The organism is Halorhodospira halophila SL1 (assembly GCF_000015585.1).
Taxonomy (GTDB): Bacteria; Pseudomonadota; Gammaproteobacteria; order Nitrococcales; family Halorhodospiraceae; genus Halorhodospira; species Halorhodospira halophila.
Genome location: NC_008789.1, coordinates 1,341,283 through 1,367,557 on the forward strand (window position 1 = coordinate 1,341,283; position 26,275 = coordinate 1,367,557).

Below are 26,275 nucleotides of genomic sequence, written 5' to 3' on the forward strand. Positions count from 1 at the left end.
TGATTCAGGGCGGGCTGTTTAATAGCGCACCAGCGCCGATCCCCAGGTGAATCCGCCGCCGAAGGCCTCCAGCAGCAGGGTCTCACCGCGCTGGATGCGACCGTCGCGCACTGCGGTATCGAGGGCAATCGGGATCGAGGCTGCCGACGTGTTGCCGTGCTCACCCACCGTCACGACGACGCGCTCCATCGGGAGGTCGAGCTTCTTGGCAGTGGCCTGGATGATGCGGATATTCGCCTGGTGCGGGACCAGCCAGTCGACCTCCCCTTTATCGACACCGGCGGCATCCAGGGTCTCTTCGACGATCCGCGTCAAGGTGTTCACAGCCACCTTGAACACCTCGTTCCCTCGCATGTGGATATAGCCGCTCTCGGCCCCCAGCGCGGCATAACCACGCCCCGGCCCCCATGGCACGTACAGCAAGGGCTCGTAACGCCCGTCGCAATGCAGGTGGGTGGAGAGCACCCCGGGCTCCTCAGAAGCCTCCAGGACCACGGCGCCGCCGCCGTCCCCGAAGAGCACACAGGTCCCCCGATCGTCCCAATTGAGGATTCGGGTCATCGCCTCCGCACCGACGACCAGGGCACGCTGGGCGTCGCCGAAGCGCACAAAACGCTCAGCAATCCCCAGGGCGTAGATAAAGCCGGAGCACGCTGCGGCGATATCAAACGCCGCCGCCCCCGGACGAACCCCCAGGGCGCGCTGGAGCGACGAGGCCGTACTGGGGAAGATGCGGTCAGGGGTGCACGTCGCGACGATGATCAGATCGATCTCGTCCCCGCTGACCCCGGCAGCCTCCAGGGCGCGTTGTGCGGCAATCCGGCCGAGGTCTCCACAGACCTCGTCCTCGCCGATCACCCGCCGCTCACAGATCCCGGTACGCTCACGGATCCACTGATCGGAGGTCTCGACGTGCTGCTCGAGATCTTGATTGGTGACCACCCGTTCGGGAAGATAGCTCCCCGTGCCGATAATCCTTGCGTTCCTCACGCCCCTTCCTTCGCCCCCAGCAGCCGCTCGATACGCGCATTGATCAAATCCGGGACTCCTTGCTCGGCCTCGCGAACCGCGGTGTCAATGGCCCGGCCGAAGGCAAAGCTGTCTGCCGAGCCGTGACTCTTGAGGGCGACTCCCCGTAGGCCGAGCAGACTCGCCCCGTTGTACTGACGGGGGTCGATCCGCCGTCGCAGGGCGCGCAGCACCGGCAGCGCGACAACCCCGGCGATCTTCGACAGGAGATTGCGCCGGAACTCCATCCGCATGTACTCGGAGATCAGCGTCGCCACGCCCTCACTGGTCTTCAGCGCCACGTTGCCGACGAAACCGTCGCAGACGACCACATCGGCCTCGCCCTTGTAGATGCCGTCGCCCTCGATATACCCGGCGTAGTGGATCTCTTCGGACTCGAGCAGGAGTTCTGCCGCGTGCTTGACCTGCTCGTTGCCCTTGATCTCTTCTTCGCCGATGTTCAGCAGGCCGACACGCGGACGCTCCAGCCCGTGCACTGCCTCGGCCGCTACTGCACCCATCACCCCGAACTGGAAGAGGTGCTCGCCGGTGCAATCGACGTTGGCACCGAGATCGAGCATGTGCGTGGCACCCCCGAGCGTGGGGATCGTGCTCATGATCGCCGGCCGGTCGATCCCCGGAAGGGTCTTGAGCAGATAGCGCGCGGTCGCCATCAGCGCGCCCGTATTGCCGGCACTGACCGAACCGTCTGCCTCCCCGGTCTTGACCATCTCCAGGGCGACCCGCATGGACGAGTCCTTCTTGGAGCGCAGCGCGTGGGAGGGCGGCTCGTCCATGGCCACGACCTGGGTGCAGTGGCGGATGCTCAGACGCCCGCTATCCCCCTGATTTCCAGCCTGGAGGTGCTCGCGCAGCGTCTCTTCCTGCCCGACCAGTACCAGATGAAGGTGCGGATGACGCTCCAGGGCCTGCAAAGCAGCGGGGACCACGACACTTGGTCCGTGATCCCCGCCCATGGCGTCCAGCGACAGAGTTATCTGGCTCGTCATGCCCCCACCCGCTCAACTGCTGGGCTCTGGCCTGCGATGACGACCACGCCGAGGCAGCTCAGTCGTCCTGCCCGCGGGTCACCTTACGGCCCCGATAATAGCCGTCGGCGCTGATGTGGTGGCGACGATGCGTCTCACCGGTGTTTTGCTCCGTGGACAGCGTCGGCTTGCTCAGGCTGTCGTGCGAGCGACGCATGCCACGCTTGGAGGGCGTCTTGCGGTTCTGTTGTACGGCCATGCTGTTCTTACTCCGATCGGTTCTAAAATTCTCGGCCGGCGCGCTTCGGACTAATCGTCCGCTTGACGCCGAACTCTGCCCTGCAGGCTCGCGAACGGGCTAAGCGCCTCTCGCTCCACCCCGGCGCCGTGTTCGGGGGCCCCGCAGTCGTTTCCCGAGTGTCTGGCCACCACCGGCAGAGCCAGCAGGATCTCTTCCTCAATGACCTGAAGGGGCCGGACCGCCGCGCCACTGACGTAGGGTTCGAGCTCGTCCGGCAATGCCTCGCCTTCCTCCTCGGTCGCCACAATGACTACCCGGAAGGCCCCGGCCACCTGGTGGTGGTAGACCCCGAGACAGCGTTGACAGGTCAGCGGCACGCTCGCCTCGATGCGGCCTTCCAGGACCCGCCGGCCAGCCTCATCCAGGCCCCCTTCCAGGCGTGCCCAGACCTGCCCCTCCTGCGTCGCCAGCAATGGCGACAGGCGTGGCATCGTCGGCAGCGCCAGGGTGCCTTCGTGGGCACGCGACGGCGCGCCAAAATCGTCTGGAGCCAGCGCATCCGGCAACATAAGGGCCTGCATACTAGCCCTGCCACCGGGTAGTGTAAAGTGCTGGCATTGCGCTGTTTACGGCGCTAGGGTGCACGGCTTTGCAAACCAACGGGTTCTCGCCATGTCAGATTCAGGATCGCTGATACTGGCCTCGGCATCGCCTTATCGCCGGGCATTGCTCGAGCGCCTGGGCATTCCGTTCGAGGTGGACGCCGCCGCCATCGAGGAGCGGATCGCGGCTACGGAGCCCCCCGAGGAGGCCGTGGTGCGGCTCGCCCGCGAGAAGGCCTACGCAGTGGCCAAGCGCCACCCCGGGGCCCTGGTGATCGGCAGCGATCAGGTGGCCGCGCTCGGCGCCGAGATCCTCGGCAAGCCCGGCAGCGAGGAGCGTGCCCGGGAGCAGCTGAGCCACTACTCTGGGCAGGTCGTACGGTTCTTGACCGCGATCAGCGTACGCCAGGATGACGAGGAGGAGCACCTGCTGGAGACGGTGCGCGTCCGGTTCCGGACCCTCGATGCGGAAACCATCGACCGCTACGTCCGGGCCGATCAGCCCCTCGACTGTGCTGGCGCCATACGCTCTGAGGGTCTCGGCGCGGCACTGCTGGAGTCGGTCGAGAGCAACGACCCTTCGGCCCTAATCGGCCTGCCGCTGATCGGCCTCGCACGCCTCCTCCGGGGCAAGGGGTATCGACTGCCCTGAGCGGATGCCCTGCCGGGGTGCGGCCCCGTGGCCTGGCAGGGCACCCGCTCACGGGCCCGCATCAGCGGGGTTGGTGCTCGAACGTCTCTAGCGACTGGTAGACCCCCTGACCGACGGCGGTGCCGAAACGCTCGGCAAGCTGCGAGAGAAAATCACGCCGCGCCGTATAGTCGACCAGCTCCTCCTCGCCGATCACGTCGCGGGCGACGCTGCGCACGCTGCCAATCTCGTCGGCCAGCCCTTTGTCGAGGCTCTGCTGCCCGGTCCAGATCAGCCCCGAGAAGAGGCGATCCTCGTCGGCACCGGCCGCGTCGATCTGCTCACCGCGCCCGTCGCGCACGGCGGCAATGAACTGGCCGTGGATATCGTCGAGCATGGTGCGCACATGTTCGACATGGGCCTCATCCTCCGGGGCAAAGGGGTCGAGGAAGGCCTTGTCGTCGCCAGCGGTGTAGACCCGCCGCTCAATGCCGAGTTTTTCCAGGGCCTCACCGATGCCGAAGCTGCCCATGATGACCCCGATCGAGCCGACGATGCTCGACTCGTTGACGTGGATCTGGTCAGCAGCAGCGGCGACGTAATAAGCCCCGGAGGTTCCGATATCTTCGATGACGGCGTGGACCGGGATGTCCTCGTACTCCTCGCGCAGGCGCCGGATCTCCTGATAAATCTGCCGGGCATGCACCGCGCTCCCGCCCGGGCTGTTGATACGCAGCACCACACCCGCTGCGTCATCGGCCTCGAAGGCGCGCTCCAGCCCGCGGATAACTTGCTCGGCACTGGCCGCGGAATCCGACATGATCGGGCCGTCGATGCGCACCTCCGCCGTATGCGGGCCGATTTCTTCGTCCGCGGCGAAGTCCAGGCGCCCCAGCGAAACGGCGACTAGGACGACCACCACCAGGATGGCGCCGCGGGTGATCAGGCGCCAGCGCCGTGCTCGACGTTGCTCGCGGATATTCTCCTTTAGCAGCTCCAGAAGCGCATCACGCTCCGACGTCTCTTCGCTCATGCTGACTCCTCGTCTTGTGAATGCGATAACCGTTCGAGGACCGCCTTCAGCTCATCGCTGAGCGGCGCCTCGATACAGAGGGGTTCCCCGGTATCCGGATGCTGGAGACGCAGCGACGAGGCGTGCAGAAACAGCCGGCGCAGCCCGTAATCCCGCATTGTGGCGTTCGCCCCACGATCACCATAGCGCTCATCGCCCGCCACCGGGTGGCCGATGTGCCGAGCGTGGACCCGAATCTGGTGGGTGCGGCCGGTCTCCAGGCGTGCGGTGACCAGGGTCGCCTGCGGCCAGGACTGCTTCCGCAGGAATTCGGTCACGGCCGCCCGCCCCTGCTTGCTGACACGCACCTGCCGTTCCCGAGGCGCGCCTGGCAAACGCTCCAGCGGCGCATCGACGCGCAGCGGCGTCACGCCTCGCAACGGCCCGACCAGCAGCGTCGTGTAATGCTTTTCCACCTTGCCCTGCCGGAGTTGTTCATGGAGCCGACGCAGCGTCGATCGACGCTTGGCCAGCATCAAGCATCCGCTCGTCTCTTGGTCGAGTCGATGCACCAGCTCTATAAAGGGCAGATCCGGACGCAGGCCTCGCAGCGCCTCCACCAGACCCAGGCGCACGGTGGAGCCGCCGTGGACGGCCAGCCCCGAGGGCTTGTCCAGCACAAGCAGGCGCTCATCCTCATAGAGCACACCGCGGCGCAGCCGCGCCTCCAGGCCATCAGGGAGCCCCCCCGAGGCGGGTTGGCTTGTCTGGCGCTGCCCCGAAACCGGTGGTATGCGCACCACCTCGCCGGCACTCAACCGGCGCGTGGGCTTGGCGCGGCCACCATCAACACGCACCTGCCCTTTCCGCAGCAGGCGGTAGACTCGGCTGCGCGGTACACCCTTGAGTTGTCGCAGGAGGAAGTTGTCGATTCGCTGCCCGGCTTCGTCGGCCAGTACCTGATGGTGTCGAACCTTGGGATCAGAGGCGCTCATAGGCGGATTCTAGCAAAAGAAGGAATTTGAAGGGCGACGCAAGTCACTGATACAATTAGTCGCACGTGGTGTCCAGATTCACGCGACGCCGCGACGGGTTTCACACAGCGTCGCACGCCGTGCGGCGCTGATAGCAGCGCCAGACGAGACAACGGGTCCGCGCCCATGGCGGCGGGGACCACTTGACCACGACGAACATGCCCTGCGCCCCTTCAGGAGTCGAGCGCGGATGACACGGACGGAACTGTCGCACTGGATGGTCTGGCTTGCCGCCTGGTCGGCGCCACCGCTGTGGCCCGAGCGGGCAGCGGCCGGGCCCGATGCGATGCCGGCCCCCCGGCCCGTCCTGCTCGGGCGCCCTGTAGCGATGGCGGCAGGGCTGCGGAGATTGCGCACCCATGAAAAGAATGCTGATCAACGCAACTCAGCCGGAAGAGTTGCGCGTTGCACTAGTGGATGGGCAGATCCTCTACGATCTCGACATCGAGGCACCCTCCCGCGAGCAGAAAAAAGCCAACATCTACAAGGGGATCATCACCCGGGTTGAACCCAGCCTCGAGGCGGCGTTCGTCCAGTACGGCGCAGAGCGCCACGGCTTCCTCCCCTTCAAGGAGATCGCGCCGGCCTACTTCACCTCGGCGGACGGCCAGCGCAATTCCCCGAAGGACGGCCTGCGCGAAAACCAGGAGGTCCTGGTGCAGGTCGACAAAGAGGAGCGCGGCAACAAAGGCGCCGCCCTGACCACCTACATCAGCCTGGCCGGGCGCTACCTGGTGCTCATGCCCAACAATCCGCGTGCCGGGGGAGTTTCCCGGCGGATCGAGGGGTCGGATCGCGCGGAAATCCGCGAGAGCCTGCGCCAGCTGGATGTCCCGGAAGGGATGGGGCTGATCGTGCGCACCGCCGGCGTTGGACGTAGCACGGAAGAGCTGCAGTGGGACCTGGATTACCTGCTGAAGCTCTGGGATGCCATCCAGAACGCCACCGCAGAGCGCGCGGCCCCGTTCCTGGTGTACCAGGAAAGCGACGTCATCATCCGCGCGCTGCGTGATTACCTGCGTTCGGATATCGGCGAGATCCTGGTCGACGACGATGAAGTCTTCTCCAAGGCACGCGACTTCATCGACCAGGTCATGCCGTACAACCGGCAGAAACTCAAGCACTACACCGATCCGGTACCGCTATTCTCGCGCTACCAGATCGAGAGCCAGATCGAGTCGGCGTTTCAACGCGATGTTCGCCTGCCCTCCGGCGGCGCCATCGCCATCGACCATACCGAAGCGCTGATCTCCATCGACATCAACTCCTCGCGCGCCACCAAGGGTGCCGACATCGAGGAGACGGCCCTCAACACCAACCTCGAGGCCGCCGACGAAATCGCCCGGCAATTGCGTCTGCGCGACCTCGGCGGCCTGATCGTCATCGACTTTATCGACATGGGCCCACCCCGCCACCAGCGCGAGGTCGAGAGCCGGCTGCGCGAGGCGGTCAAGGCTGATCGCGCGCGGGTGCAGATCGGGCGGATCTCCCGGTTCGGGCTGCTGGAGATGTCTCGGCAGCGCCTGCGCTCGTCCCTCGGCGAGGCCCACCAGGAGGTCTGCGGCCGATGCGGTGGCCAGGGGACGGTGCGCAGCGTCGAGTCCCTGGCGCTGTCGATCCTGCGGATCATCGAGGAAGAGGCGATGAAGGAGAAGACCGGGCGCGTCCTGGCACAGCTCCCCATCGAGGTCGCCACCTTCCTGCTCAACGAGAAGCGGGCCCAGATCGCCGAACTCGAGCACCGCTACGGCGTGCACATCCTGCTGATCCCCAACCGCAATCTGGAGACCCCGCACTACGATATTCAGCGCATGCGCACCGACGAAGGCCCGGAGCAGAGCGGCAGTAGCTACAACCTGGCCACTCCGGCAGCGGAGCCGACGGTCATCGAGGCTGGCCTGCCCGCCAGTCGCCCTCCGGCGCCCGCCGTCCAGGGGGTTACCCCCAGTGCACCCGCTCCGGGCCCCGCCTCCGGCACCGAGGAGCGAAAGCGACCGACCGGCCAGGGCGCGGAGGGTCAAGGGGAAGACGCCCCTCTGAGCTCCATCTTCCGTCGGCTGCGCGGACTGCTATTCCAGAACTCCACCGATCAAGAACGCCTTACGGAGGGCGATTCACCCCGTGACAAGGCGTCCCCTCGACGCGTTGAGGCTGAGCCGGAGGCCTCCGAGGAGCGTGGCGGCCGCAACGGCGGCCAGAGCAAGCGCGGCACCCGACGCGGTGGCCGTTCCCGGGGTGGCGGACGCAGTCGGCGGGGCACCGGCGACGGCGGCAACGGACAGCAGCAGCGCGCCCAGACCGAGGGCGACTCGGGCCCCCAAGGCTCGTCCGCCGAGACGGCGCAAGCCCAGGATGAAGGCAAGGAGCGGAGCAACCGGGGCAGCAAGGCAAGCAGCAAGCGCAAGAGCGAGAGCAGCGCCAAGGCCGGGACCACTGCCGACACCGAGACCCCCGATACGGAAACCGGGACCCCGCAGCCGGAGGGCGCCAAGGAGTCGACGCCGGAAGACACCACCCAAACCTCCGAGGCCCGCTCCTCCAGTGGCTCCGGGAGAAGCGGACGCAGCCGTCGAGGCCGCCGCGGGGGTCGCCGCCGCCGGCGATCCAACAACGGGTCGGAGCAGGACGACGGGCAGTCAGGCTCGGCGGCTACCGCGCGTGACAGCGGCGACACGGCTGCTGAGTCCTCCGCCACTCAGGATGCATCGGGCACTGCCTCAGCGGCTTCGGCAACTCGCGACCAGGCGGCCGAAAAGCCCTCTGAGCCGGGAACGCAGCCCGAGGCGGCGACGACTCAGGGAGGCAGCACCGAGGCGCGTCGTACCAGCTCCCGCAAAGCCGCCGATCAACGGGCGCAGCCGACCGACGACGCGAAGCCGCCGAAGGCGGCCGAGGAAGGCGCTGCCCCATCGGTTAAGGACGCCGACGCATCGCGATCCGACCAGGCAGAGGCGGCCGAACCTGCCGCGGCAACCAACGCGCCACAACAGGCCGAGGAACCGGCAGAGACATCCGGCCGCCGCAAGCACGTCCGCTCAGGCCGTCCGCGCAAGCCGAAGACCCAGGCATCTGGTGCGCAGAATGCCACGGCGCCTGACTCGGATGGCGCTTCGGTCAATGCGGAAGATGCGGAGAGGGCCGAGTAAGACCGGCTGGTAGAAGAGAAGCCCTGCGGGCGGCACCTCGCCGCCCGCAGGAGCGGTTCAGCGCTGCTGGCGCTGACGGACCTCGGCGATCAGTCCATCGGCAGCTTCCTGGATCAGGTCGAGGACGTGCTCAAAACCCCGCTCGCCACCGTAGTAAGGATCCGGCACCTCCCGTTCACTGCGGTCGCGCGCGTAATCGAGGAATAGCCCGATCTTGTGGGCATGCTTCGGCGGGCAGTCGGCCTGCAGGATGCCCAGATTGGCCTCATCCATCGCCAGGATCAGATCGTAGGCCTCGAAATCGTGACGCTCCACCTGCCGGGCGCGCAGATCGCTGATATCGATCCCCCGCCGCTGCGCTGCCATCTGGGCGCGCTGGTCTGGACTCTTGCCGGTGTGGAAGTCGTGGGTACCCGCTGAATCGAGCTCTACCAGCTGCTCGATCCCCTCCTCGCGCAGGCGTTGGCGCAGCACACCCTCCGCCGTTGGCGATCGACAGATATTGCCCATGCAGACGAGCAGCACACGCAGTTTGTCCTCGGACATAACACCATTTCCTTATCGGGTTGATTGCAGCCGCCGGGCTACCGCCTCGAGATCGGCCGGCGTATCGACACCCGGCCCCGGGCGCTGGTCGGTGGCGGCCACCTGGATCGCGAAACCGTGCCATAGCGCTCGCAACTGTTCCAGAGACTCCAGCCGCTCTGGCGGAGCCGGCTCGAGCCCCGGGAAACGGCGAAGGAAGGCGGCCCGGTAGGCGTAGAGTCCTAGGTGGCGGAGCCAGCCCCCCGCAGCGACGGCGCCATCATCGATCCCGTCGAAGCGGTCCCGGTCCCAGGGGACCGGCGCGCGGCTGAAGTAGAGGGCGTGGTCACGGTGATCGCGCACTACCTTGACGACCGACGGTTCGAAGAGCTCGTCCGCGGCGGTGACCGGGGTCGCCAGAGTGGCAATGGCCGCGTCCGGATCCGTATCGAGCCGCTCGGCCACCAGTGCGACCAGCTCCGGGGGCATCAGCGGCTCGTCGCCTTGCAGGTTCACCACGATAGCCTCGTCAACCAATGCCAGACGATCGACCACCTCGGCGATGCGATCGGTCCCCGTGGGATGGTCGGGGGCGGTCAGCAAGACCTCCGCCCCGAAATCGCGACAGGCCGACTCGATCCGCGCGTCGTCGGTCGCCACGACCACCCGGGCGGCGCCGCTCTCTACCGCGCGCCGGTAGACGTGCTGGACCACCGGCTCGCCGAGCAGATCGGCCAGCGGCTTGCCCGGCAGCCGCGAGGCTCCGTACCGCGCCGGGATGACCACAGTGAATGCCGGCGTGCTCATACCCGGCCCTCCCGGGCGTGCAGCCGAGTCAGCAGCCCGGACACCGCGGCAGTCAACTCGCATCCCGGTTCCAACTCGACAGGCAGGTACCAGAGCCGGTCCGCCTGCGGGAGATCACGGCACTTCACCGCATCCTTCTCGGTCATGATGATCGGTCGCTCGTCAGCGAAGGAAAGATCCTGGGAGGAATAGGCGTGATGATCCGGGAAAACGTGGCGTTCCGCCACACCGATCCCGACCTCCTGCAGGGAGGCAAAGAACCGCTCGGGATGACCGATGCCGGCGACGGCGTGGGCTTCCCCGCCCGGCCAGGGCCGCTGGCTCCCGTCTACGGCCCGCGGTGCGCCCGGTTGCAGATGGAATACACAATCCCCTTCCGGGACCGCGTCCCCATTGACGGCGACGATATCCACGCCAGCCAGGCGCCCGATCGGCTCACGCAGTGGCCCGGCTGGCAGCAGTCGCCGATTGCCCAATCGTCGATGCGCGTCGAGGACCACGATCTCCGCGTCCCGGCGCATCCGGTAGTGCTGCAAGCCGTCGTCACTGACCACCACGTCGCAGCCGGCCTGGTAGGCAGCCTGGACGGTGGCCGGACGATCACTGCCGACGAACACCGGCACAGCGCAGCGCCGGGCGAGCAGGAGCGGTTCATCCCCCGAGTCGGCCGGATCCGAGTCGGCGGTCACCGCCACCGGCCCCTTCCCCGCCCGGCCGCCGTAGCCACGGGCGACGATGGCTGGGTGCCACCCGTATTCACGCAGCTGGGTGACCAGCCACGCCACCAGGGGGGTCTTGCCGGTGCCGCCCACAAAAAGGTTGCCGACGACGATCACCGGCACCGGGGACGCCGGACGGTGCAACCAGCCGCGCTGATAAAGCCCCCGGCGCAGCACTACGCCCGCCCCGTAGAGGGCCGCGAGCGGGGCGAGCGCCCGCGCCGGCAGACCATCCTCAAGCCAGAACCCCGGGACTGACACCCGCCTACCCCTCCGACTGCGGCTCGGACCGGTCTTCGAACTGCATGCGGTAGAGGCCAGCGTAGCGCCCTCCCCGATCCAGCAGTTCGCGGTGCGTCCCGCGCTCGAGGATACGGCCGCCGTCCAGGAACAGGATCTGATCGGCGTTCTCCACGGTAGAGAGCCGGTGAGCGATCACGAAGCTGGTTCGCCCCTCCATCAGGCGTTCCAGCGCCCCCTGGATGTGCCGCTCGGACTCCGTATCCAGTGCCGAGGTCGCCTCATCCAGGATCAGGATCGGCGCATCCTTGAGCACCGCCCGGGCGATGGCGATGCGCTGACGTTGCCCGCCAGAGAGCAACACGCCGTCCTCGCCCACCTCGGTCTCGAAGCCCTGGGGCAAGGCCTCGATAAAGCCCGTGGCGTTGGCCGCGTCTGCCGCCGCTCGGACCTGCTCATCGCTCACCGGACCCTGCGCGCCGAAACGGATGTTCTCCGCCACCGAGGCGTTAAACAGCATTACATTCTGCCCCACCATGGAGAATTGCCGGCGCAGGTCGGCGAGGCGGTACGCCTGCAACGGAACCCCGTCGAGGCGGATCTCGCCCTCGGTCGGCTCATAGAAGCGCGGCAGCAGGTTGACCAATGTCGTCTTACCACTGCCCGAGGGGCCCACCAGCGCCACCGTCTCGCCGGCCCGCACGTCCAGGTCGATCCCGCACAGGACCTCGCGGTCGCCACCGTACGAGAAACGCAGGCCTTCGAACTCGACGCGCCCCTCGGCCCGAGTGATGGTCCGGGAGCCGTGATCCGGCTCTTGCGGGGCATCGACGACATCGAAGATGCTCTGCGCCGCGGTCAGCCCCTTCTGGATCGTGGCGTTGACCGCGACCAGGGATTTGAGCGGCGGATTCAGCAGCAGAATGGCCCCGGCGAACGAAACGAAGGTACCGACGGTAATGGTCTCGACCACCGCATCGACGGTGACCAGGTAGATCACCACTGCCAGGGCAATGCCGGCCACCAGGCGGATCAGCGGCACCGAGGCGTACTTGGTGGCCATGAACTTCATGAACTGCTTGCGATTGCGCTCGTTGACGCGCTCGAATCGCTGCCGCTCGCGATCCGCCTGCCCGAACGCCTTGACCACCTGGTAGCCGTGGACACTCTCCTCAGCCACACTGCCGACCCCGCCCACCGCGTGGTGGATGCGCTTGCTGATCTTGCGGAAACGCTTGGTGATGTAGGCGATGATCCCGCCCACGACCGGCAGGACCCCGAGCACGATCAGCATCAGCCACGGCGAGAGGTAGGTCATATAGCCGAGCAGGAAGACCACCCGCGCGCCGTCCTGGATCAGGCTTAGAACCGCCCGCGTTACCGCACCGGCCACCTGCTCCGCTTCGTAGGTGAGCTTGGAGACCAGCCGTCCCGAGGACTGCTGATCAAAGACCCAGTTGGGCATGACCAGCAGCCGATCGTGGACATCGAGCCGCAGCCGCTTGACCAGCTGCCGACCGATCCAGGTCATCAGGTAATGCGAGGTGAAGTGGGCAATCCCCTGGAAAACGATGAAGACGATCAGCAATAGGGCATAGAAGCGGATCGTGGCCGCATCCTGCTCCACGAAGCCGTCATCGAGCAGTGGCCGGATCAACGCCACCACGCCGGTCTGCGTGCCAGCCAGCGCCAGCATCGCGAGGATCGCCACCACCCCCACCTTCCAGTGCGGCAGGACGTACCCGATAAACAGCCGGCGGAACGTCGGCCAGGTTCTGCGGTCCTGTTTGAGCGCCTGTGCGCCATCCGGTAAGGGCTGGCCGGGAGCCTGTGCTTGCGTACTCAAACCGTCTCCCTAAAGGTCGTCGGATCGGGTGGTGGCGATCGAAACGCGGTCGATGCCGACTCGGCCGGCGCCATCGAGGGCGCGAACCACCGCGCGATGCGGGGCATCGGCGTCGGCGCGCACGACGATACCGGCGACTTCGCCGGCCTCTAGGGCCTCCTCCAGCGCCCGGACCAGGGTGTTCATCTCCCGATTTACCAGCGGATTGCCGTCAACGAAATACTCGCCTTCGGCACTGATGCCGATCTCGAGCAGCTGAGGCTGGGCCTCTTCGGTCTCCTGCTCGGCCTCGGGCAGCGTGATATCGAGGCCGACCTGATCGACGAACGTCGTGGTCACCATGAAGAAGATCAGCAACAGGAAGACGACGTCGATCAACGGCGTCAGATTGAGCTCCGGTTCGTCCCGGCGTTGCCGGCGCCGCAGGTTCAAGCGGCCCCCCGGGCTCGCTGTACCGGACGCTCAGGATCGCTGGCCTCGAGCAGAAGCATCGCCTCCTGCTCCATTTCGACTACCCGTTCGTCGACCAGGCCGCGCAGGTAGCGATACGCCATCAGCGCCGGGATGGCGATGGTCAACCCCGATGCGGTGGTGATCAGGGCCTCGGCGATCCCCCCCGAGAGGGCGGCCATATCACCCAGACCCTCGGCACTGATCGCCCCGAAGACCTTGATCATGCCGATCACGGTGCCCAGGAGCCCGAGCAGCGGGCTGATCGCCGCGATGGTGCCCAGCGTGTTCAGGTAGCGCTCGAGGCGGTGGGCTTCATGGCGGCCGGCATCCTCGATCGCCTCGGCCATGACACTGCGGCCGTGGTGCCGATTGGCCAGGCCGGCCGCCAGGATCCGACCGAGGGGCGAGCTCTCCTTGAGGGTCTCGAGATGGTGGGCCTCTAACTCGTGCTCCTGCGCCAGGCGCCAGGCCCGCCCGCGCAGCGGCTCCGGGAGGATGCGTCTCTGCTGCAGGGTCCAGAATCGCTCGATGATGATGGCCAGGGCCAGGACGGAACCGATGAGGATCGGTATCATCAGCCAGCCACCGGCCTGGATGAGCTCAAGCATGATCACTCCCCGGGTCGGTCAAGGCGCTCAGTCCGGAACGGGTGGGCGTGGCGGCGGATTTTAAAGCATCCCGGGCGCCAACGCAGCCGGACTGGCCTGATGGTAAACCCGCCCCCTGCGCTGCAGCTCACTGTCTACCCGCCACGCATCGCCGTCTTCGATCAAAGTCAGCGCGCCCTGCTCGTCCGAACGCAACAAACGACCGTCCTTCAACTCAACCGCCGCACTGCACGCCTGGCGGTCCTCGTCACATCCGGCGGCGCCGACAACCAACCCCTTCGTGTCGTTCTCCAGGTCCGGTCGCAGCGATACGGTACCCGCCTCTCCCTCGACATCCAGGCCCCACTCTTCGTCGCCGAGGGGCGTCTCCTGCAGCGTCAGCCGCCCCAGGGACCACTCCGTCGCCTCGGCCGTCGTATCCTGTCCAGCCCCCCGCCACTCGGCATCGTCCCAACGCTGCCGCGCCTCGGCGACGGCGCCATCCCAGGGGGCCTGCTCGCGCGGCACCAGCCAGGCCTTGAGGGTCAGCCCCCGGGCTTCGAGAAACGGCTCGACAGCAACGCTCGCCGCGTCGAGCCCCCCTCCGGGACCCCCGCCGTAGACCACCGCTTGACGGCCATCGCAGGCCAGAGCGGTCAGACCTCCGCCGGTATCGAAGACCACCACGCGGCCGGAGGGACCGCCTCCGCTACTGCCGGGCCCCAGGAGCAACAACGCCAATAACGGCCCAGCCAGCCACCGCCCGGGCACGGCCCGAGGAGCCAGCACCAGAGCCACACCGACAGCGGCCAGCGCCACCGCTCCGACCGATGGGGTGGGCACCTCAACGGCACCGAGGAACTCGGCCAGCGCGCTGAGCACACGCATCAGCACCCCGAGGGCGGCATCCGCACCCTGCCACAACCCGCCGGACCACTCTGGCACCACGGGCTGGAGCGCGACTCCGGTCAGGATCAGGGGGACAACCGATACGCTGACCCAGGGCACGGCTACGAGATTGGCCAGCGGCGAGAGAAGCGGCAGGTGCCCGAACCAGACCGCAGTCGCTGGTAGCATGCCGACCCCCACCAGCACCTGGATCCGCAGCCATGGTAGGGGACCGCGCTGCATCGGGCGACCCGTTGTAGCTGCCAGGATGATCGCCACCGCCCCGAAGGAGAGCCAGAACCCCGCCCCCAGCGGCGCCCAGGGGTCGAGGGCGAGCACCGCGGCAGCCGCCACGGCGAGGCTGTGCCAGGGGCTTAACGGGCGGCGCAGCAGGAGCGCGCCGGCGAAGACCAGCACCATGAGCAGCGCGCGCTGAGTGGGTAGGGTGAAGCCGGCCAGGGCGGCATAACCGGCTGCAGCCAGCGCCCCGGCCAGGGTGCCGGCAATCAGGGCGGGAACCCGGCGAACCAGCGACGGAACCACACGCCAGAGTCCGCCGGCCAGCGTGCCGGCGAGGCCGGCAACCAGACCGATATGCAGCCCCGAGATCGCTAGCAGGTGGGCCGTCCCGGTGACCGAAAGCACCTCCCACTGGTCATCGCCGATCCTATCGCGCACGGCCACGCCCAGCCCTTGGACCAAGCCCAGGTACCGCGAATCGCCGAGCCGCTCGGCCATGGCGTCGGCGATCCGAGTCCGCACGCTATCGATTCGCCAGCCGCCGGACAGGCGTTCGGCCTGCTCCGCTTCCCGCACATAGGCCGTCGCGCCGATCCGGCGTTGGAACAGCCACCGCTGGTAATCGAAGCCCTCCGGATTGAGGAATCCATCGGGGGCGCGCAGGCGAAGGCACAGCTGCCAGCGCTCCCCCGGCGCTGGCTCCTCCGTCGCCCCATACCAATCCACGCGGATGCGTCGCGGCAATGGCTCCAGCAGCTCGCCATCGAGCACGCCGTCAGGCCGGAACTCGAAGCGAGCACGGTGACTCTCAATCTCAGGGACGGAAACGACCTGCCCTTCCAGGCAGGCGTCGGTGCCGTCATGGCTAGGGGCAAGTTCATGGGCCAAAAGCCAGCAGGCACTGAGCAGCGCCCAGGCGCAGCCTAGGAGCCCGGCAGCCGGCCAGCGCCAGCCGCGCGGGGCGAGCAGACCCCACACGACCCCGGAGGCGGCCACTGCTGCCACCGAGAAGGCCCCGGGGGGCTCCCGTAACACGCTCACGACCAGTACGATTCCGGCCGCGAAGGCAAGCGATCCTGCTCGCATCAGCCATCCTTGGCATGTGCGCGGATAAGTGTCTTAGGGTCAGGCTAGCCGAGAACGGCCAAAAGATGCCAACCCATCCGTTCGAACGGCGGCCCAGGCGGTAGGTAGCATCGAGGAGCATCCATGCGACGGTGGCTTAAAGGAGCGTTGCCGGATCTGCAGCGGCTCAAGCACCAGGGGCGATTCGCATTCCTGGGACGGCTGCTGGAGGACCCGTTCCTGTTCCATCTGAACCGCCGTTCGACCGCCGGTGGCGTGGCGATCGGGGTATTTGTCGCCTTCCTGCCCATTCCCCTGCAGATGCTGCTAGCCGCCGTGATCGCCATCCTGGTGCGCGTCAATCTGATCCTGGCCGTCATCCTGGTCTGGGTGAGCAACCCCCTGACCATGGGCCCAATGATCTACGCCAGCTACCGCACCGGCGCCTGGCTGCTTGGCGTCGAGTTCGAACCGATCGACTACGACAATGCGTTCCAGTGGTTCCTGGGCAACCTCCACCAGGCGTGGCAGCCGGTGGTCACCGGGTCACTGGTGTTGGGGGTGATCGCCGGGGGCCTGACCTACATCGCCGTGTTATTGACGTGGCGCTACGCCGTCCACCGCGAGCGCCACCAGCGCCGCGTCCGCTTTGCCCACCGACGCCGAAGCACCGACGCGCAGGAGCAGCGTAGCGAGGAGTCTTAACTCGAGGCGGCCTCCGCCGCCTGGGCGCCCTGCCCTTGCAGGCAGCCATCCTCGAGCTTGTAGACGCGCTCGGTGCGGTGGGCCAGATCCAGGTCGTGGGTCACGAAGACCAGCGCGGTCCCGAACTCCTGGTTGAGGCTCTGCAGCATGCCGAAAACCCGCTCGGCGGTATGCCGGTCCAGGTTGCCGGTGGGCTCGTCGGCGAGGATGCACTGCGGTCGCGTCACCAGCGCCCGGGCAATGGCTACCCGCTGCCGCTCCCCGCCGGAGAGTTCCGACGGGCGATGGCTCATGCGCGCCTCCAGGCCGATGCGCGTCAGCAGCTCGGCCGCGGCCGTCCTGGCCTGTGCAGCCGACACCCGACGGATGAGCAGTGGCATCGCGACGTTTTCCAGCGCGGTGAACTCCGGCAGCAGGTGGTGGAACTGGTAAACGAAGCCCAGGGCCTGGTTCCGCAGGCGCCCGCGCGCTGCCTGCTTCAGGGTGTAGATGCGCTCGCCGGCGACCTGCACCTCGCCCGCGGAGGGGGTATCGAGCCCCCCGAGGATGTGCAGCAAGGTGCTCTTGCCAGAACCGGACGGCCCCACCACGGCCACCTGCTCGCCGGCGCGCACGCTGAGATCCACCCCGCTGAGGACCTCAACCTCCTGTGGGCCCTCGCTGAAGTGTTTGGCCACCCGCCGACAATCGATGACCACCTCGGCCTCATTCATAACGCAACGCCTCCGCGGGCTCTGTACGCGCCGCCCGCCACGCCGGGTAGAGCGTAGCGACTAGCGACAGCGCCAGTGCCAGTACCGTGATCCGCCCAACGTCCTCGCCGCGCAACTCCGAGGGCAGATCGCTGATGTAGTAGACGTCGGCGGGCAGGAACTCGAAGTTGAGCAACTGCTCCACCGCCGGGACGATGTTCTCGACATTGAGCGCCAGTGACACACCGCCGGCGACCCCGAGCAGGGTTCCTACCACGCCAATCACCGCGCCCTGGATAATGAAGACCGCCATGACGCTGCCCGGGCTCAGTCCCACCGTTCGCAATATGGCGATATCGGACTGTTTATCGCGGACCACCATGACCAGGGTCGAAACGATGTTAAAGGCGGCTACCGCGACGATCAGCGCCAGAATGACGAACATGACCGTTTTCTCGGTCTGCACTGCGCGGAAGAAATTGGCGTGCTGCCGGGTCCAGTCCACCACCCGGTATTGCCCCGGCAGGTCGTCGGCCACCTCGCGGGCCAACCAAGGGGCAGCCATCATATCGTCGAGCTTGAGCCGGATCCCGCTGACCCCATCCCCCATCCCCTTGACCCGCGCCATATCCTCGATGTGGGCGATGGCCAAGGTCCGGTCGTACTCGTGCATCCCCACTTCGAAGATACCGGTCAGCGTGAACCGCCGCATGCGGGGCGTCACACCGGCCACGGAGACACGGGCCTCGGGGGTGATCACGGTGATGCGGTCACCCACTCGTGCACCGAGTTCGCGAGCCAGGGCCGAGCCCATGATCAGCCCGAACTCCCCGGCCTCCAGCTTGGCCTCCCCGGCGATCACCTGATCCAGGACATCGGAGACACTCGGTTCTAGATCGGGATCCACGCCACGGATCAAAGTCCCGCTGACCTGGCCCCCACGGGTCACCATGACCTCGCCATCGATGAAGGGGGCGGCACCGACAACGCGGGGATGCCGCTCGGCGCGCTCAAGCACCCCGGGCCAATCCTCCACCTGACGCTGAGCGCCGTGGACTTCAGCGTGGGAAACCATTCCGAGGATCCGCTCGCGCAGCTCCCGCTCGAAACCGTTCATCACCGAAAGCACGGTGATCAGCGCTGCAACGCCGAGGGCGATGCCGATCATCGAGGTCATCGAGATGAAAGAGACGAAGTGCCCACGCCGCCGGGCCCGGGTGTAACGAAGGCCGATGAACAGCTCTACAGGTCGGAACAACGGATTACGGCTCCTCTTGATAGTGGACCGGCAGGGCGCAATCGGGCCGGATCCCGGTGGCGCTCGGATGCAGCCGGACCGCGCGGATCTCGACGCCCTCCGCCGCAGCCGCGCGCAGGGCGTCGGCGTAACGCGGATCGATCGCCTCCGCCGGGCGCACCTCCTGCGCATCGCTGCGCTGCACGCAGAAGACCAGCGCCGCCCGCCCCCCACCACGGACCCATTCCGTGAGCACCTCCAGGTGGCGTCGTCCGCGCTCGGTGACCGCATCGGGGAACAGCGCCCGGCCGTGCTCAACCGCTGCGGTCACGTTCTTGACCTCGACAAAGCACGGCGGTTCCCCTCCTGGATGGCCCTCTAGGAGCCAATCGGCACGCATCGGCGCATCCGGCACACGGACCTCACGCCGCCGTGACGCATAGCCCGACAGCTCTGGGAGCAGACCGGCGTCCAGCGCCTCGCCGACCAGGGCGTTGGCGCGCCCGGTGTGCACCCCCACCACCACCTCCCCCGGCAACTCGACCAACTCCCAGGTCTGAGCGTACTTGCGCCCGGGGCGCGTGGAGTGGCTGAGCCAGACTCGCGCGCCGGGCTCGGTACAACCGAGCATCGATCCGGTGTTGGGGCAGTGAACGGTCCACTGCTGACCGGAGGCGTCCTCCACATCGGCGAGGAACCGTCGGTAGCGCCGAACCAGTCGCGCCTCCGTCAACACCTGCTCGAACTCCACGGAAAGGCTCCCGGCGCATGATCAGCGCTCAGTTTACGCGTCCGCAGCGCGCCGCTCATACCCTTTACATGACGCGATGATCGGGTATAGTCCCGGTCGCCTTTTCGGGATCCGACCCAACGCCATGTCCGCGCCCGTTCACCCCGATTGTCAGCACCCACGCCTCCCCGCCGAATGGGAAGCCCAGGCCGCGCTGATGCTGACCTGGCCCCATGCCAGCGGCGACTGGGGCGAGCACCTCGCCGCCGCCGAGGCGTGTTTCGAGCGCCTCGCCGCAGCCGCGGCGCGCTACCAGCCTGTTCTCATCGTCTGCCCCGACAGCCGCACCAGCGCGCGGGTCCGCAACCGCCTGCGCTCCGCCGGAGTCTCCCCCCAGCGCATGATCTTCACGGAGGCCCCCTCCAACGACGTCTGGGCACGGGATCACGGACCGATCACCGTCCGGCGCGCCGGCGGGAGGGCCCAGCTGCTCGACTTCCGGTTCAACGGCTGGGGCGAGCGCTATCCCGCCGATGAAGACGACCGTCTGACCCGCAGGCTCACTGAGGAGGGCGTGATTGGGGGCGAGTCGTACCGGCGGATCGAGTGGATTCTTGAGGGCGGCAGCATCGACAGCGACGGCGCGGGCACCCTGCTGACCACGACCCGCTGCCTGCTGAACCCCAACCGTAATACGGACACCGGCCGCGAAGAGGTTGAGGCCCAGCTACGCGCGCGCCTCGGCATCCGCCGCGTCCTTTGGCTGGAGTCGGGCTGGCTGTGCGGCGACGATACCGACGGTCACGTGGATATGCTGGCGCGATTCGTCGATCGGCGCACGATCGCCCACGCCGTCTGCGAAGACCCGGACGACCCCCATTACGCGCCGCTGCGGGCGCTGCGCGAGGAGCTGCAAGCCGCCCGCACCCGCAACGGTGATCCCTACCGGCTGGTCGAGCTGCCGCTCCCGGCGCCGATCCACGATGAAGACGGTAATCGACTCCCGGCGACGTACGCCAACTTCGTCTTCGTCAACGGTGCCGTGCTGGTCCCGGTTTACGACGATCCTGCAGACGCCATCGCCTGCGCACGACTTGCCCAGGCCTGCCCAGGACGCGATATCGTTCGGGTACCGGCCCAGGATCTCATTCGTCAGGGCGGGAGTGTGCACTGTGCCACCATGCAACTGCCAGCGGGCGTGATCATCGACGGCCTGGCCACAGGGGCGGAGGCCACGCGGAGGGTCCACGAGGCATGAGCCGGAACTACCTGCTGGGCCTGGTCCAGCATCCCTGCAGCGACGACCGGCAGGCGAACCTCGAGCGTTCGGTGGCCGGGATCGCCCGTGCCGCCGAGGCCGGTGCCGAACTGGTCCTGCTCCAGGAACTGCACTGCGGGCCGTACCCCTGTTACGAGGAGCACCCCGCCCACTTCGACGCTGCCGAACCCATCCCGGGTCCGGGCACCGAGCGCCTGGGTCAGGCCGCCGCGGAGCACGGGGTGGTCGTCGTTGGCTCCCTCTTCGAGCGTCGCGCCGCGGGGCTCTACCACAACACCGCGGTGGTCCTTGAGCGCGACGGCTCGCTCGCCGGCACCTATCGTAAGATGCACATCCCGGACGACCCGGGATACTATGAGAAGTTCTACTTCACCCCCGGCGACCTTGGCTTCACCCCCATCGACACCTCCGTGGGGCGCCTGGGCGTACTGGTCTGCTGGGATCAGTGGTTCCCGGAAGCAGCCCGGCTGATGGCCCTGGCCGGGGCCGAGATCTTGCTCTACCCGACCGCCATCGGCTTTGCCCCGGACGAGCCCGACGACGAGCAAGCGCGGCAGGTCGAGGCGTGGGAAACGGTCCAGCGCGGTCACGCCATCACCAACGGTCTGCCGGTGGCGGCCTGCAACCGGGTCGGCACCGAGCCGGCCGCCCGTTTCTGGGGGCGCAGCTTTGTCTGCGGTCCGCAGGGCGAGGTCCTTGCCCGGGCCGGCGATGAGGAGACCGTCCTGGTCGTCGCTATCGACCCGAGTCGCACCGAGGTAGTCCGGCGCATGTGGCCCTTCCTCCGCGACCGGCGCATCGAGTGCTACAGCGGCCTCACCCGGCGTTACCTCGACGAACCGCGGCACGCGGAGGACGGCGCCGGGGCGGGCTGGTAACATGCACAGCCTCTGGTGTCCGCGAGTGTGAGGCGAACCGATGCAAGAGACGGAAAACAGCCAGCTGTCGCCCAACGATACGCCCCCCGGCATCGCCCCGTGGGCGGTCTACATCCTGCACCTGGGCAGCCTGTTCATCGGCCTGACGGCGGTCATCGGCGTCATCGTTGCCTATATGCAGCGTCGTGACGCCGCCGCGTGGGTCCAGAGCCACTACCAGTTCCAGATCAACACCTTCTGGATCGGCCTTCTGATCTTCGCGGTAGCCATCATCACCATGCCGCTCTACGGCCTGGGCTTTCTGCTCGGCGTCTTCCTGACCATCTGGCTGCTCGTGCGGTGCATTTACGGGATGCGCCAGCTCAATGCGCGCGAACCGATCCCGGACCCTGAGACCTGGCTGTTTGGCTGGAGCCGGAGCGGTTAACGACGTGTTGCTCGGCGACCTGCCCCTCCCCCAACGTCCCGCCGAGCGGCGGGACTGGTCCGGGCTGCTCGGCGCTGCCCAGCCGCTGGCCATCGCCGAGGCCGCCCGGCAGCACGACGGCCCAGTCATCGCCGTTACCGGGACGCCGCAGCAGGCCGCCGCCTTGCAGGAGGCGGTCGGCTTCTTCCTCGGCGATGACGTGCCGGTGCTCGGTTTCCCGGACTGGGAAACCCTGCCCTACGATGTCTTCTCCCCGCATCAGGACATCATCTCGGAGCGCCTGCTCGGGCTCTACCGCCTGCCGGCGATGACCCGGGGCGTGCTGGTGGTCCCGGCGGCCACGCTCATGCATCGCTTACCGCCGCGCGGCTGGTTAGAGGGCCGGTCGCTGATGCTGCATCCGGGCGACCGATTGGAGATCGAGCCCATGCGCCGCCGCCTGGAGGCCGCCGGCTATCGGTGCGTGCCGGAAGTAGGCGAGCATGGCGAATTCGCGGTGCGCGGCGCCCTGCTCGACCTCTTCCCCATGGGCGGCGAGACGCCGTATCGCATTGACCTGTTCGACGACGAGGTGGAGAGCCTGCGCCGCTTCGACCCGGAGACTCAGCGCACCACGGATCAGGTCGATGCCATCGAGCTGCTGCCGGCCCGAGAATTCCCGACGGACGAAGGCGGCATCACCCGTTTCCGCCAGGCATTCCGCGCCGAGTTCGAGGGCGATCCAGCGCGCAGCTTCCTCTATCGCGCCGTCAGCGAGGGCCGCATTCCCGGCGGGATCGAATACTACCTGCCGCTGTTCTTCGAAGAGACGGCCACGCTGTTCGACTACCTGCCCGAGGGCACCCTGGCCATCCGTCTCGAGGGCACCGACGCCACTGCAGACGGTTTCTGGCAGCAGGTCCAGGACCGTTACGAACAGCGCACCGGAGACATGGATCGCCCGCCCTTGCCTCCGCGACGCGTCTTCCTCGACGGGGACGAGCTGCGCGCCGGGCTCAACCGCCGCCCGCAGGTGGTCCTACACGGCGAGCCGGGGCGCGGGAGCGACGCCGACGTCGACGCACTCCCCGAGCTGGCAGCTCGCCCGCAGGCGGACCGACCGTTGGAGCGACTCGAACAGTTCCACGCCGGCTACCCGGGGCGGATTCTGTTCACCGCCGAGAGCGCCGGACGTCGGCAGGGGCTGCAGGAACGACTGACCCGGTCCGGGATCGAGGCCCGATCGGTTCAGGGTTGGCGCGACTTCCTCGACGGCGACGTGCCGGCGGCCATCACCGTCGCGCCGCTGGAGACAGGCGCGCGCATCGACGGCATCGCCATCATCCCGGAGAGCGCACTCTACGGCGAACGCGCTCGACAGAGCCGGCGACGCCGCTCGAGCGCCTCGACGGACCCGGCAGCGGTCATCCGCGACCTCTCCGATCTGCACGAGGGCGCCCCGGTCGTCCACGAGGACCACGGGGTGGGCCGCTATGTCGGCCTGCAGAGCCTCAGCGTGGGGGATGTCACCACCGAGTTCCTCACCCTGGAGTACGCCGGCGGTGACAAACTGTACGTGCCGGTCTCGGCTCTGGATCGCATCTCCCGCTACACCGGCGCCGACGCCGACGAGGCTCCTCAACACCGCCTGGGCAGTGATCAGTGGGACAAGGCGCGCCGCCATGCGGCCAAGCGCGCCCGCGATGTCGCCGCCGAATTGCTCGATCTTTACGCGCGGCGTCAGGCCCGGGCCGGCGATGCCTGCCTGTTCGATGACGAGGCCTACGAAGCCTTTGCGTCCGCCTTCCCCTTTGAGGAGACCCCGGACCAACAGGCCGCCATCCAGGCCGTCCTCGATGACCTGCGCTCCGACCAGCCCATGGACCGGGTGGTCTGCGGCGATGTCGGCTTCGGCAAGACTGAGGTCGCCATGCGCGCGGCCTTCGCCGGCGTTCAAGCGGGGCGACAGGTGGCCATGCTGGTGCCGACGACCCTGCTGGCCCAGCAGCACTATCAGAACTTCGCCGACCGCTTCGCTGACTGGCCGGTGCGGATCGAGTCGCTGTCGCGCTTTACCGGCAAGAAGGGCAACGAGAAGACGCTGGCACGGATTGCCAGCGGCGAGGCCGACGTGGTCATCGGCACCCACAAGCTGCTCGGCAGTGAGGTCCAGTTCAAGAACCTGGGCCTGGTCATCATCGATGAGGAGCAGCGGTTCGGGGTCCGGCAGAAGGAACGGCTTAAGCGACTGCGCGCCGAGGTCGATGTCCTGACCCTCACCGCCACGCCGATACCGCGCACCCTGAACATGTCCATGGCGGGGATCCGGGATCTGTCCGTCATCGCCACCCCCCCGGAACGCCGCCTGGCGGTGAAGACCTTCGTTCAAGAGTGGAGCGATGGTCTCATCCGTGAGGCGTGTCAGCGGGAGCTCCAGCGCGGCGGGCAGGTCTACTTCCTCTACAACGACGTGAAGTCCATCGAGCGGACTGCCAATCAGCTGCGGGACCTGATGCCGGAGGCACGCATTGGCGTCGCCCACGGCCAGATGCGCGAACGGGAGCTCGAGCAGGTGATGCTCGACTTCTACCACCAGCGCTTCGATATCCTGGTCTGCACGACAATCATCGAGTCGGGGATCGACATCCCCACGGCCAACACCATCATCATCCACCGGGCGGACCGATTCGGGCTGGCCCAGTTGCACCAGCTCCGCGGTCGCGTGGGGCGCTCCCACCATCGCGCCTATGCCTATCTACTCGCGCCGCCGCCGAACGCAATGACCGCCGACGCGCTTAAACGGCTGGAGGCCATCTCGCAGCTCGAGGATCTGGGCGTTGGATTTGCCCTCGCCTCCCACGACCTGGAGATCCGCGGCGCCGGCGAGCTGCTCGGTGATGAACAGAGCGGGCAGATCCAGGAGGTCGGGTTCACGCTCTACAGCCAGCTGCTGGAACGGGCAGTCAAAGACCTCAAGGCCGGGCGGGACCCCGCTCCGGAAGCCGAGCTCGACACCGGCGTGGAGGTCGATCTGCGCCTGTCCGCGCTGCTCCCGGCGGATTACCTGCCGGACGTACATACCCGCCTGGTTCAGTACAAACGGATCAGTAGCGCCCGCAGTGATGCCGAGCTCGAGGAGCTGCAGATCGAGATGATCGACCGCTTCGGGCTGCTGCCCGATGCGGCGCGCAACCTCTTCCGCACGGCCTCTCTCAAACTCCGGGCCGAGGCGCTGGGCATCCGCAAGGTCGAGGCGGGCCCCTCCGGCGGCACGATCCACTTCGGCCCGCAGCCGCAGATCGATCCCGGGCGCCTGGTGCAGATGGTCCAGCAGGAACCGGGCAAGTACCGCCTGGACAATCAGCAGCGGCTGCACCTCAGCGATGACCTGAGCGACGAGACGGCCCGATTCGAGGCGATGGAGCGGCTTCTGGAGAGACTCCACGCCAGCGAGGAGGTAGCGGGATGAGCCACCCCGACCCCGGCAAGCACAGACCACGGCGGACCTCCCCTGCGACGGCGGTGCTCAGCGCGATCCTGCTGCTTTGGATCGGCGGCGAGGGTGGAAGCGCTGCGGTGCCGGCTCAGGCCTCCGAGGCCGAGGAGTGGTACGAGGTTGAGGTCATCGTCTTTCGACAGTGGGAACAGGGGGGGCGCCACGCCGAGCGGTGGCCGACGCGTGCCGACCTGCCGCATTATCCGCTCTGGCAGATCCCGGCTGGATGCGGGGACGACCACGCCAACCGCCAGGAACTGGGCATCGAAGACGACCCGGCAGCGGCGGAGATCGATACCGATGATCTGGACGCGGAAGAGGCCCGACTCCATTGCCTGCCCACGGAACGCCGGCGCCTGACCGCCCACTGGGGGGAGCTGACGCGCTCCGACGCCTACCAGCCCCTGTACCACCTGGCCTGGCTGCAGCCCGGTTTCGGTCGGGACCGCGCCGTAGCGGTGCCGGTGCCCTATCACTGGACCCCGCCCACCGAGGCCGAGGCCAGCGGACAGGAGTTCCGCGATCCGCGTTACCAGCCTGCGGCCTTCGGGTTGATCCGCATCTACCGCGAGCGGTTTCTGCATGCAGTGGTGGACCTCCGCCTGCACTGGCGGGCGGTAGGGCGCGAGATTGATTCCGCGGAGCAGATCCGGGCCCCCCTCCACCGCATGAGCGAACACCGCCGGATGCGCAGCGGCGAGCTGCACTATCTGGACCATCCGGCCCTCGGTGTCCTGATGGTTATCCACCCCGCCGACCGCCCTCCGGAGGACTGAGGTGCACCCGGTTTCGGGGCACCGATCTGAGGCCGCGTCGGCG

Annotated in this window: 24 protein-coding genes; 8 read left to right on the top strand and 16 right to left on the bottom strand. The window is 67.6% G+C overall.

Translation table 11 applies throughout. The features are described 5' to 3' along the window. Nucleotides 1-18 precede the first annotated feature (18 nt). Genes HHAL_RS06285 through HHAL_RS06300 form a run of 4 tightly spaced genes read right to left on the bottom strand, consistent with a single transcriptional unit; the run spans nucleotide 19 to nucleotide 2,819 of the window. A complete protein-coding gene (locus HHAL_RS06285) occupies nucleotides 19-990 on the bottom strand; it encodes a beta-ketoacyl-ACP synthase III (RefSeq protein WP_011814033.1) in 972 nt (323 codons plus the stop codon). Then, the gene (gene plsX, locus HHAL_RS06290; protein WP_011814034.1) at nucleotides 987-2,018 is read right to left on the bottom strand and encodes a phosphate acyltransferase PlsX; all 1,032 of its coding nucleotides are present in this window, start codon (nucleotides 2,016-2,018) and stop codon (nucleotides 987-989) included. The genes HHAL_RS06285 and plsX overlap by 4 nt, the downstream gene beginning before the upstream one ends. 58 nt (nucleotides 2,019-2,076) lie before the next feature. Next, entirely contained in the window at nucleotides 2,077-2,256 is a 180-nt protein-coding gene (gene rpmF / locus HHAL_RS06295) for a 50S ribosomal protein L32 (protein ID WP_011814035.1), read from the bottom strand. Between the two features lie 50 nt (nucleotides 2,257-2,306). Then, nucleotides 2,307-2,819, bottom strand: a complete 513-nt coding sequence (locus HHAL_RS06300; protein ID WP_011814036.1) for a YceD family protein — start codon at nucleotides 2,817-2,819, stop codon at nucleotides 2,307-2,309. A 91-nt stretch (nucleotides 2,820-2,910) separates the two neighbouring features. On the opposite strand from HHAL_RS06300, the gene HHAL_RS06305 reads away from it, so the two are divergent. Next, the gene (locus HHAL_RS06305) at nucleotides 2,911-3,492 is read left to right on the top strand and encodes a Maf family protein (RefSeq protein ID WP_011814037.1); all 582 of its coding nucleotides are present in this window, start codon (nucleotides 2,911-2,913) and stop codon (nucleotides 3,490-3,492) included. Between the two features lie 61 nt (nucleotides 3,493-3,553). Here HHAL_RS06305 and HHAL_RS06310 read toward each other — a convergent pair whose 3' ends face one another. Both HHAL_RS06310 and HHAL_RS06315 read right to left on the bottom strand, forming a co-directional pair. Continuing rightward, nucleotides 3,554-4,504: a S49 family peptidase gene (locus tag HHAL_RS06310; RefSeq protein WP_011814038.1), complete on the bottom strand. Its 951-nt coding sequence runs from the start codon at nucleotides 4,502-4,504 to the stop codon at nucleotides 3,554-3,556. Further along, nucleotides 4,501-5,478, bottom strand: a complete 978-nt coding sequence (locus tag HHAL_RS06315; protein ID WP_011814039.1) for an RluA family pseudouridine synthase — start codon at nucleotides 5,476-5,478, stop codon at nucleotides 4,501-4,503. The genes HHAL_RS06310 and HHAL_RS06315 overlap by 4 nt, the downstream gene beginning before the upstream one ends. 398 nt (nucleotides 5,479-5,876) lie before the next feature. Here HHAL_RS06315 and rne point away from each other — a divergent pair, with 398 nt between their 5' ends. Continuing rightward, entirely contained in the window at nucleotides 5,877-8,663 is a 2,787-nt protein-coding gene (rne, locus tag HHAL_RS13000) for a ribonuclease E (RefSeq protein WP_011814040.1), read from the top strand. Between the two features lie 57 nt (nucleotides 8,664-8,720). On the opposite strand, the gene HHAL_RS06325 is transcribed toward rne, so the two are convergent. The 7 genes from HHAL_RS06325 to HHAL_RS06355 are packed head-to-tail and all read right to left on the bottom strand — an operon-like array spanning nucleotide 8,721 to nucleotide 16,009. Continuing rightward, complete coding sequence (locus HHAL_RS06325; protein WP_011814041.1) at nucleotides 8,721-9,209, bottom strand: low molecular weight protein-tyrosine-phosphatase; 489 nt, start codon at nucleotides 9,207-9,209, stop codon at nucleotides 8,721-8,723. 12 nt (nucleotides 9,210-9,221) lie between these two features. Continuing rightward, nucleotides 9,222-9,995 carry a 3-deoxy-manno-octulosonate cytidylyltransferase gene (gene kdsB / locus HHAL_RS06330; protein ID WP_011814042.1) on the bottom strand — a complete coding sequence of 258 codons (774 nt, stop codon included), beginning with the start codon at nucleotides 9,993-9,995 and terminating at the stop codon, nucleotides 9,222-9,224. Next, nucleotides 9,992-10,975: a tetraacyldisaccharide 4'-kinase gene (gene lpxK, locus HHAL_RS06335; protein WP_011814043.1), complete on the bottom strand. Its 984-nt coding sequence runs from the start codon at nucleotides 10,973-10,975 to the stop codon at nucleotides 9,992-9,994. The genes kdsB and lpxK overlap by 4 nt, the downstream gene beginning before the upstream one ends. A gap of 4 nt (nucleotides 10,976-10,979) precedes the next feature. Beyond that, nucleotides 10,980-12,800: a lipid A export permease/ATP-binding protein MsbA gene (gene msbA, locus HHAL_RS06340; RefSeq protein ID WP_011814044.1), complete on the bottom strand. Its 1,821-nt coding sequence runs from the start codon at nucleotides 12,798-12,800 to the stop codon at nucleotides 10,980-10,982. Nucleotides 12,801-12,809: 9 nt separating this feature from the next. Then, complete coding sequence (locus HHAL_RS06345) at nucleotides 12,810-13,232, bottom strand: ExbD/TolR family protein (RefSeq protein WP_011814045.1); 423 nt, start codon at nucleotides 13,230-13,232, stop codon at nucleotides 12,810-12,812. Then, nucleotides 13,229-13,861: a MotA/TolQ/ExbB proton channel family protein gene (locus HHAL_RS06350; protein WP_011814046.1), complete on the bottom strand. Its 633-nt coding sequence runs from the start codon at nucleotides 13,859-13,861 to the stop codon at nucleotides 13,229-13,231. Before HHAL_RS06350 ends, HHAL_RS06345 begins: the two co-directional genes overlap by 4 nt. A 60-nt stretch (nucleotides 13,862-13,921) precedes the next feature. Next, a complete protein-coding gene (locus HHAL_RS06355) occupies nucleotides 13,922-16,009 on the bottom strand; it encodes a ComEC/Rec2 family competence protein (RefSeq protein WP_187147845.1) in 2,088 nt (695 codons plus the stop codon). A gap of 168 nt (nucleotides 16,010-16,177) precedes the next feature. Between HHAL_RS06355 and HHAL_RS06360 the strand changes: the two genes are divergently transcribed. After that, nucleotides 16,178-16,738 (top strand): DUF2062 domain-containing protein, encoded by a 561-nt coding sequence (locus HHAL_RS06360; RefSeq protein WP_011814048.1) that lies wholly within the window; start codon nucleotides 16,178-16,180, stop codon nucleotides 16,736-16,738. Here the strand turns inward: HHAL_RS06360 and lolD are convergent. The 3 genes from lolD to sfsA are packed head-to-tail and all read right to left on the bottom strand — an operon-like array spanning nucleotide 16,735 to nucleotide 19,418. Then, nucleotides 16,735-17,451, bottom strand: coding sequence for a lipoprotein-releasing ABC transporter ATP-binding protein LolD (gene lolD, locus HHAL_RS06365; RefSeq protein ID WP_011814049.1), 717 nt, complete (start codon nucleotides 17,449-17,451; stop codon nucleotides 16,735-16,737). The two genes, HHAL_RS06360 and lolD, sit on opposite strands and share 4 nt — an antisense overlap. Then, nucleotides 17,444-18,688: a lipoprotein-releasing ABC transporter permease subunit gene (locus HHAL_RS06370; protein ID WP_011814050.1), complete on the bottom strand. Its 1,245-nt coding sequence runs from the start codon at nucleotides 18,686-18,688 to the stop codon at nucleotides 17,444-17,446. The genes lolD and HHAL_RS06370 overlap by 8 nt, the downstream gene beginning before the upstream one ends. 4 nt (nucleotides 18,689-18,692) lie before the next feature. Then, nucleotides 18,693-19,418, bottom strand: coding sequence for a DNA/RNA nuclease SfsA (sfsA, locus tag HHAL_RS06375; protein ID WP_011814051.1), 726 nt, complete (start codon nucleotides 19,416-19,418; stop codon nucleotides 18,693-18,695). Nucleotides 19,419-19,542: 124 nt separating this feature from the next. Between sfsA and HHAL_RS06380 the strand changes: the two genes are divergently transcribed. Genes HHAL_RS06380 through HHAL_RS06400 form a run of 5 tightly spaced genes read left to right on the top strand, consistent with a single transcriptional unit; the run spans nucleotide 19,543 to nucleotide 26,232 of the window. Then, entirely contained in the window at nucleotides 19,543-20,655 is a 1,113-nt protein-coding gene (locus HHAL_RS06380; protein WP_049751487.1) for an agmatine deiminase family protein, read from the top strand. Beyond that, nucleotides 20,652-21,554: a carbon-nitrogen hydrolase gene (locus HHAL_RS06385; protein ID WP_011814053.1), complete on the top strand. Its 903-nt coding sequence runs from the start codon at nucleotides 20,652-20,654 to the stop codon at nucleotides 21,552-21,554. The genes HHAL_RS06380 and HHAL_RS06385 overlap by 4 nt, the downstream gene beginning before the upstream one ends. Before the next feature lie 40 nt (nucleotides 21,555-21,594). After that, on the top strand, nucleotides 21,595-21,981 hold the full coding sequence (locus HHAL_RS06390) for a DUF4870 family protein (RefSeq protein WP_011814054.1): 387 nt from the start codon (nucleotides 21,595-21,597) through the stop codon (nucleotides 21,979-21,981). Then, nucleotides 21,920-25,429, top strand: a complete 3,510-nt coding sequence (gene mfd / locus HHAL_RS06395; RefSeq protein ID WP_081432180.1) for a transcription-repair coupling factor — start codon at nucleotides 21,920-21,922, stop codon at nucleotides 25,427-25,429. Before HHAL_RS06390 ends, mfd begins: the two co-directional genes overlap by 62 nt. Then, entirely contained in the window at nucleotides 25,426-26,232 is an 807-nt protein-coding gene (locus HHAL_RS06400; RefSeq protein WP_011814056.1) for a peptidoglycan binding protein CsiV, read from the top strand. Before mfd ends, HHAL_RS06400 begins: the two co-directional genes overlap by 4 nt. Nucleotides 26,233-26,275: the final 43 nt, after the last annotated feature.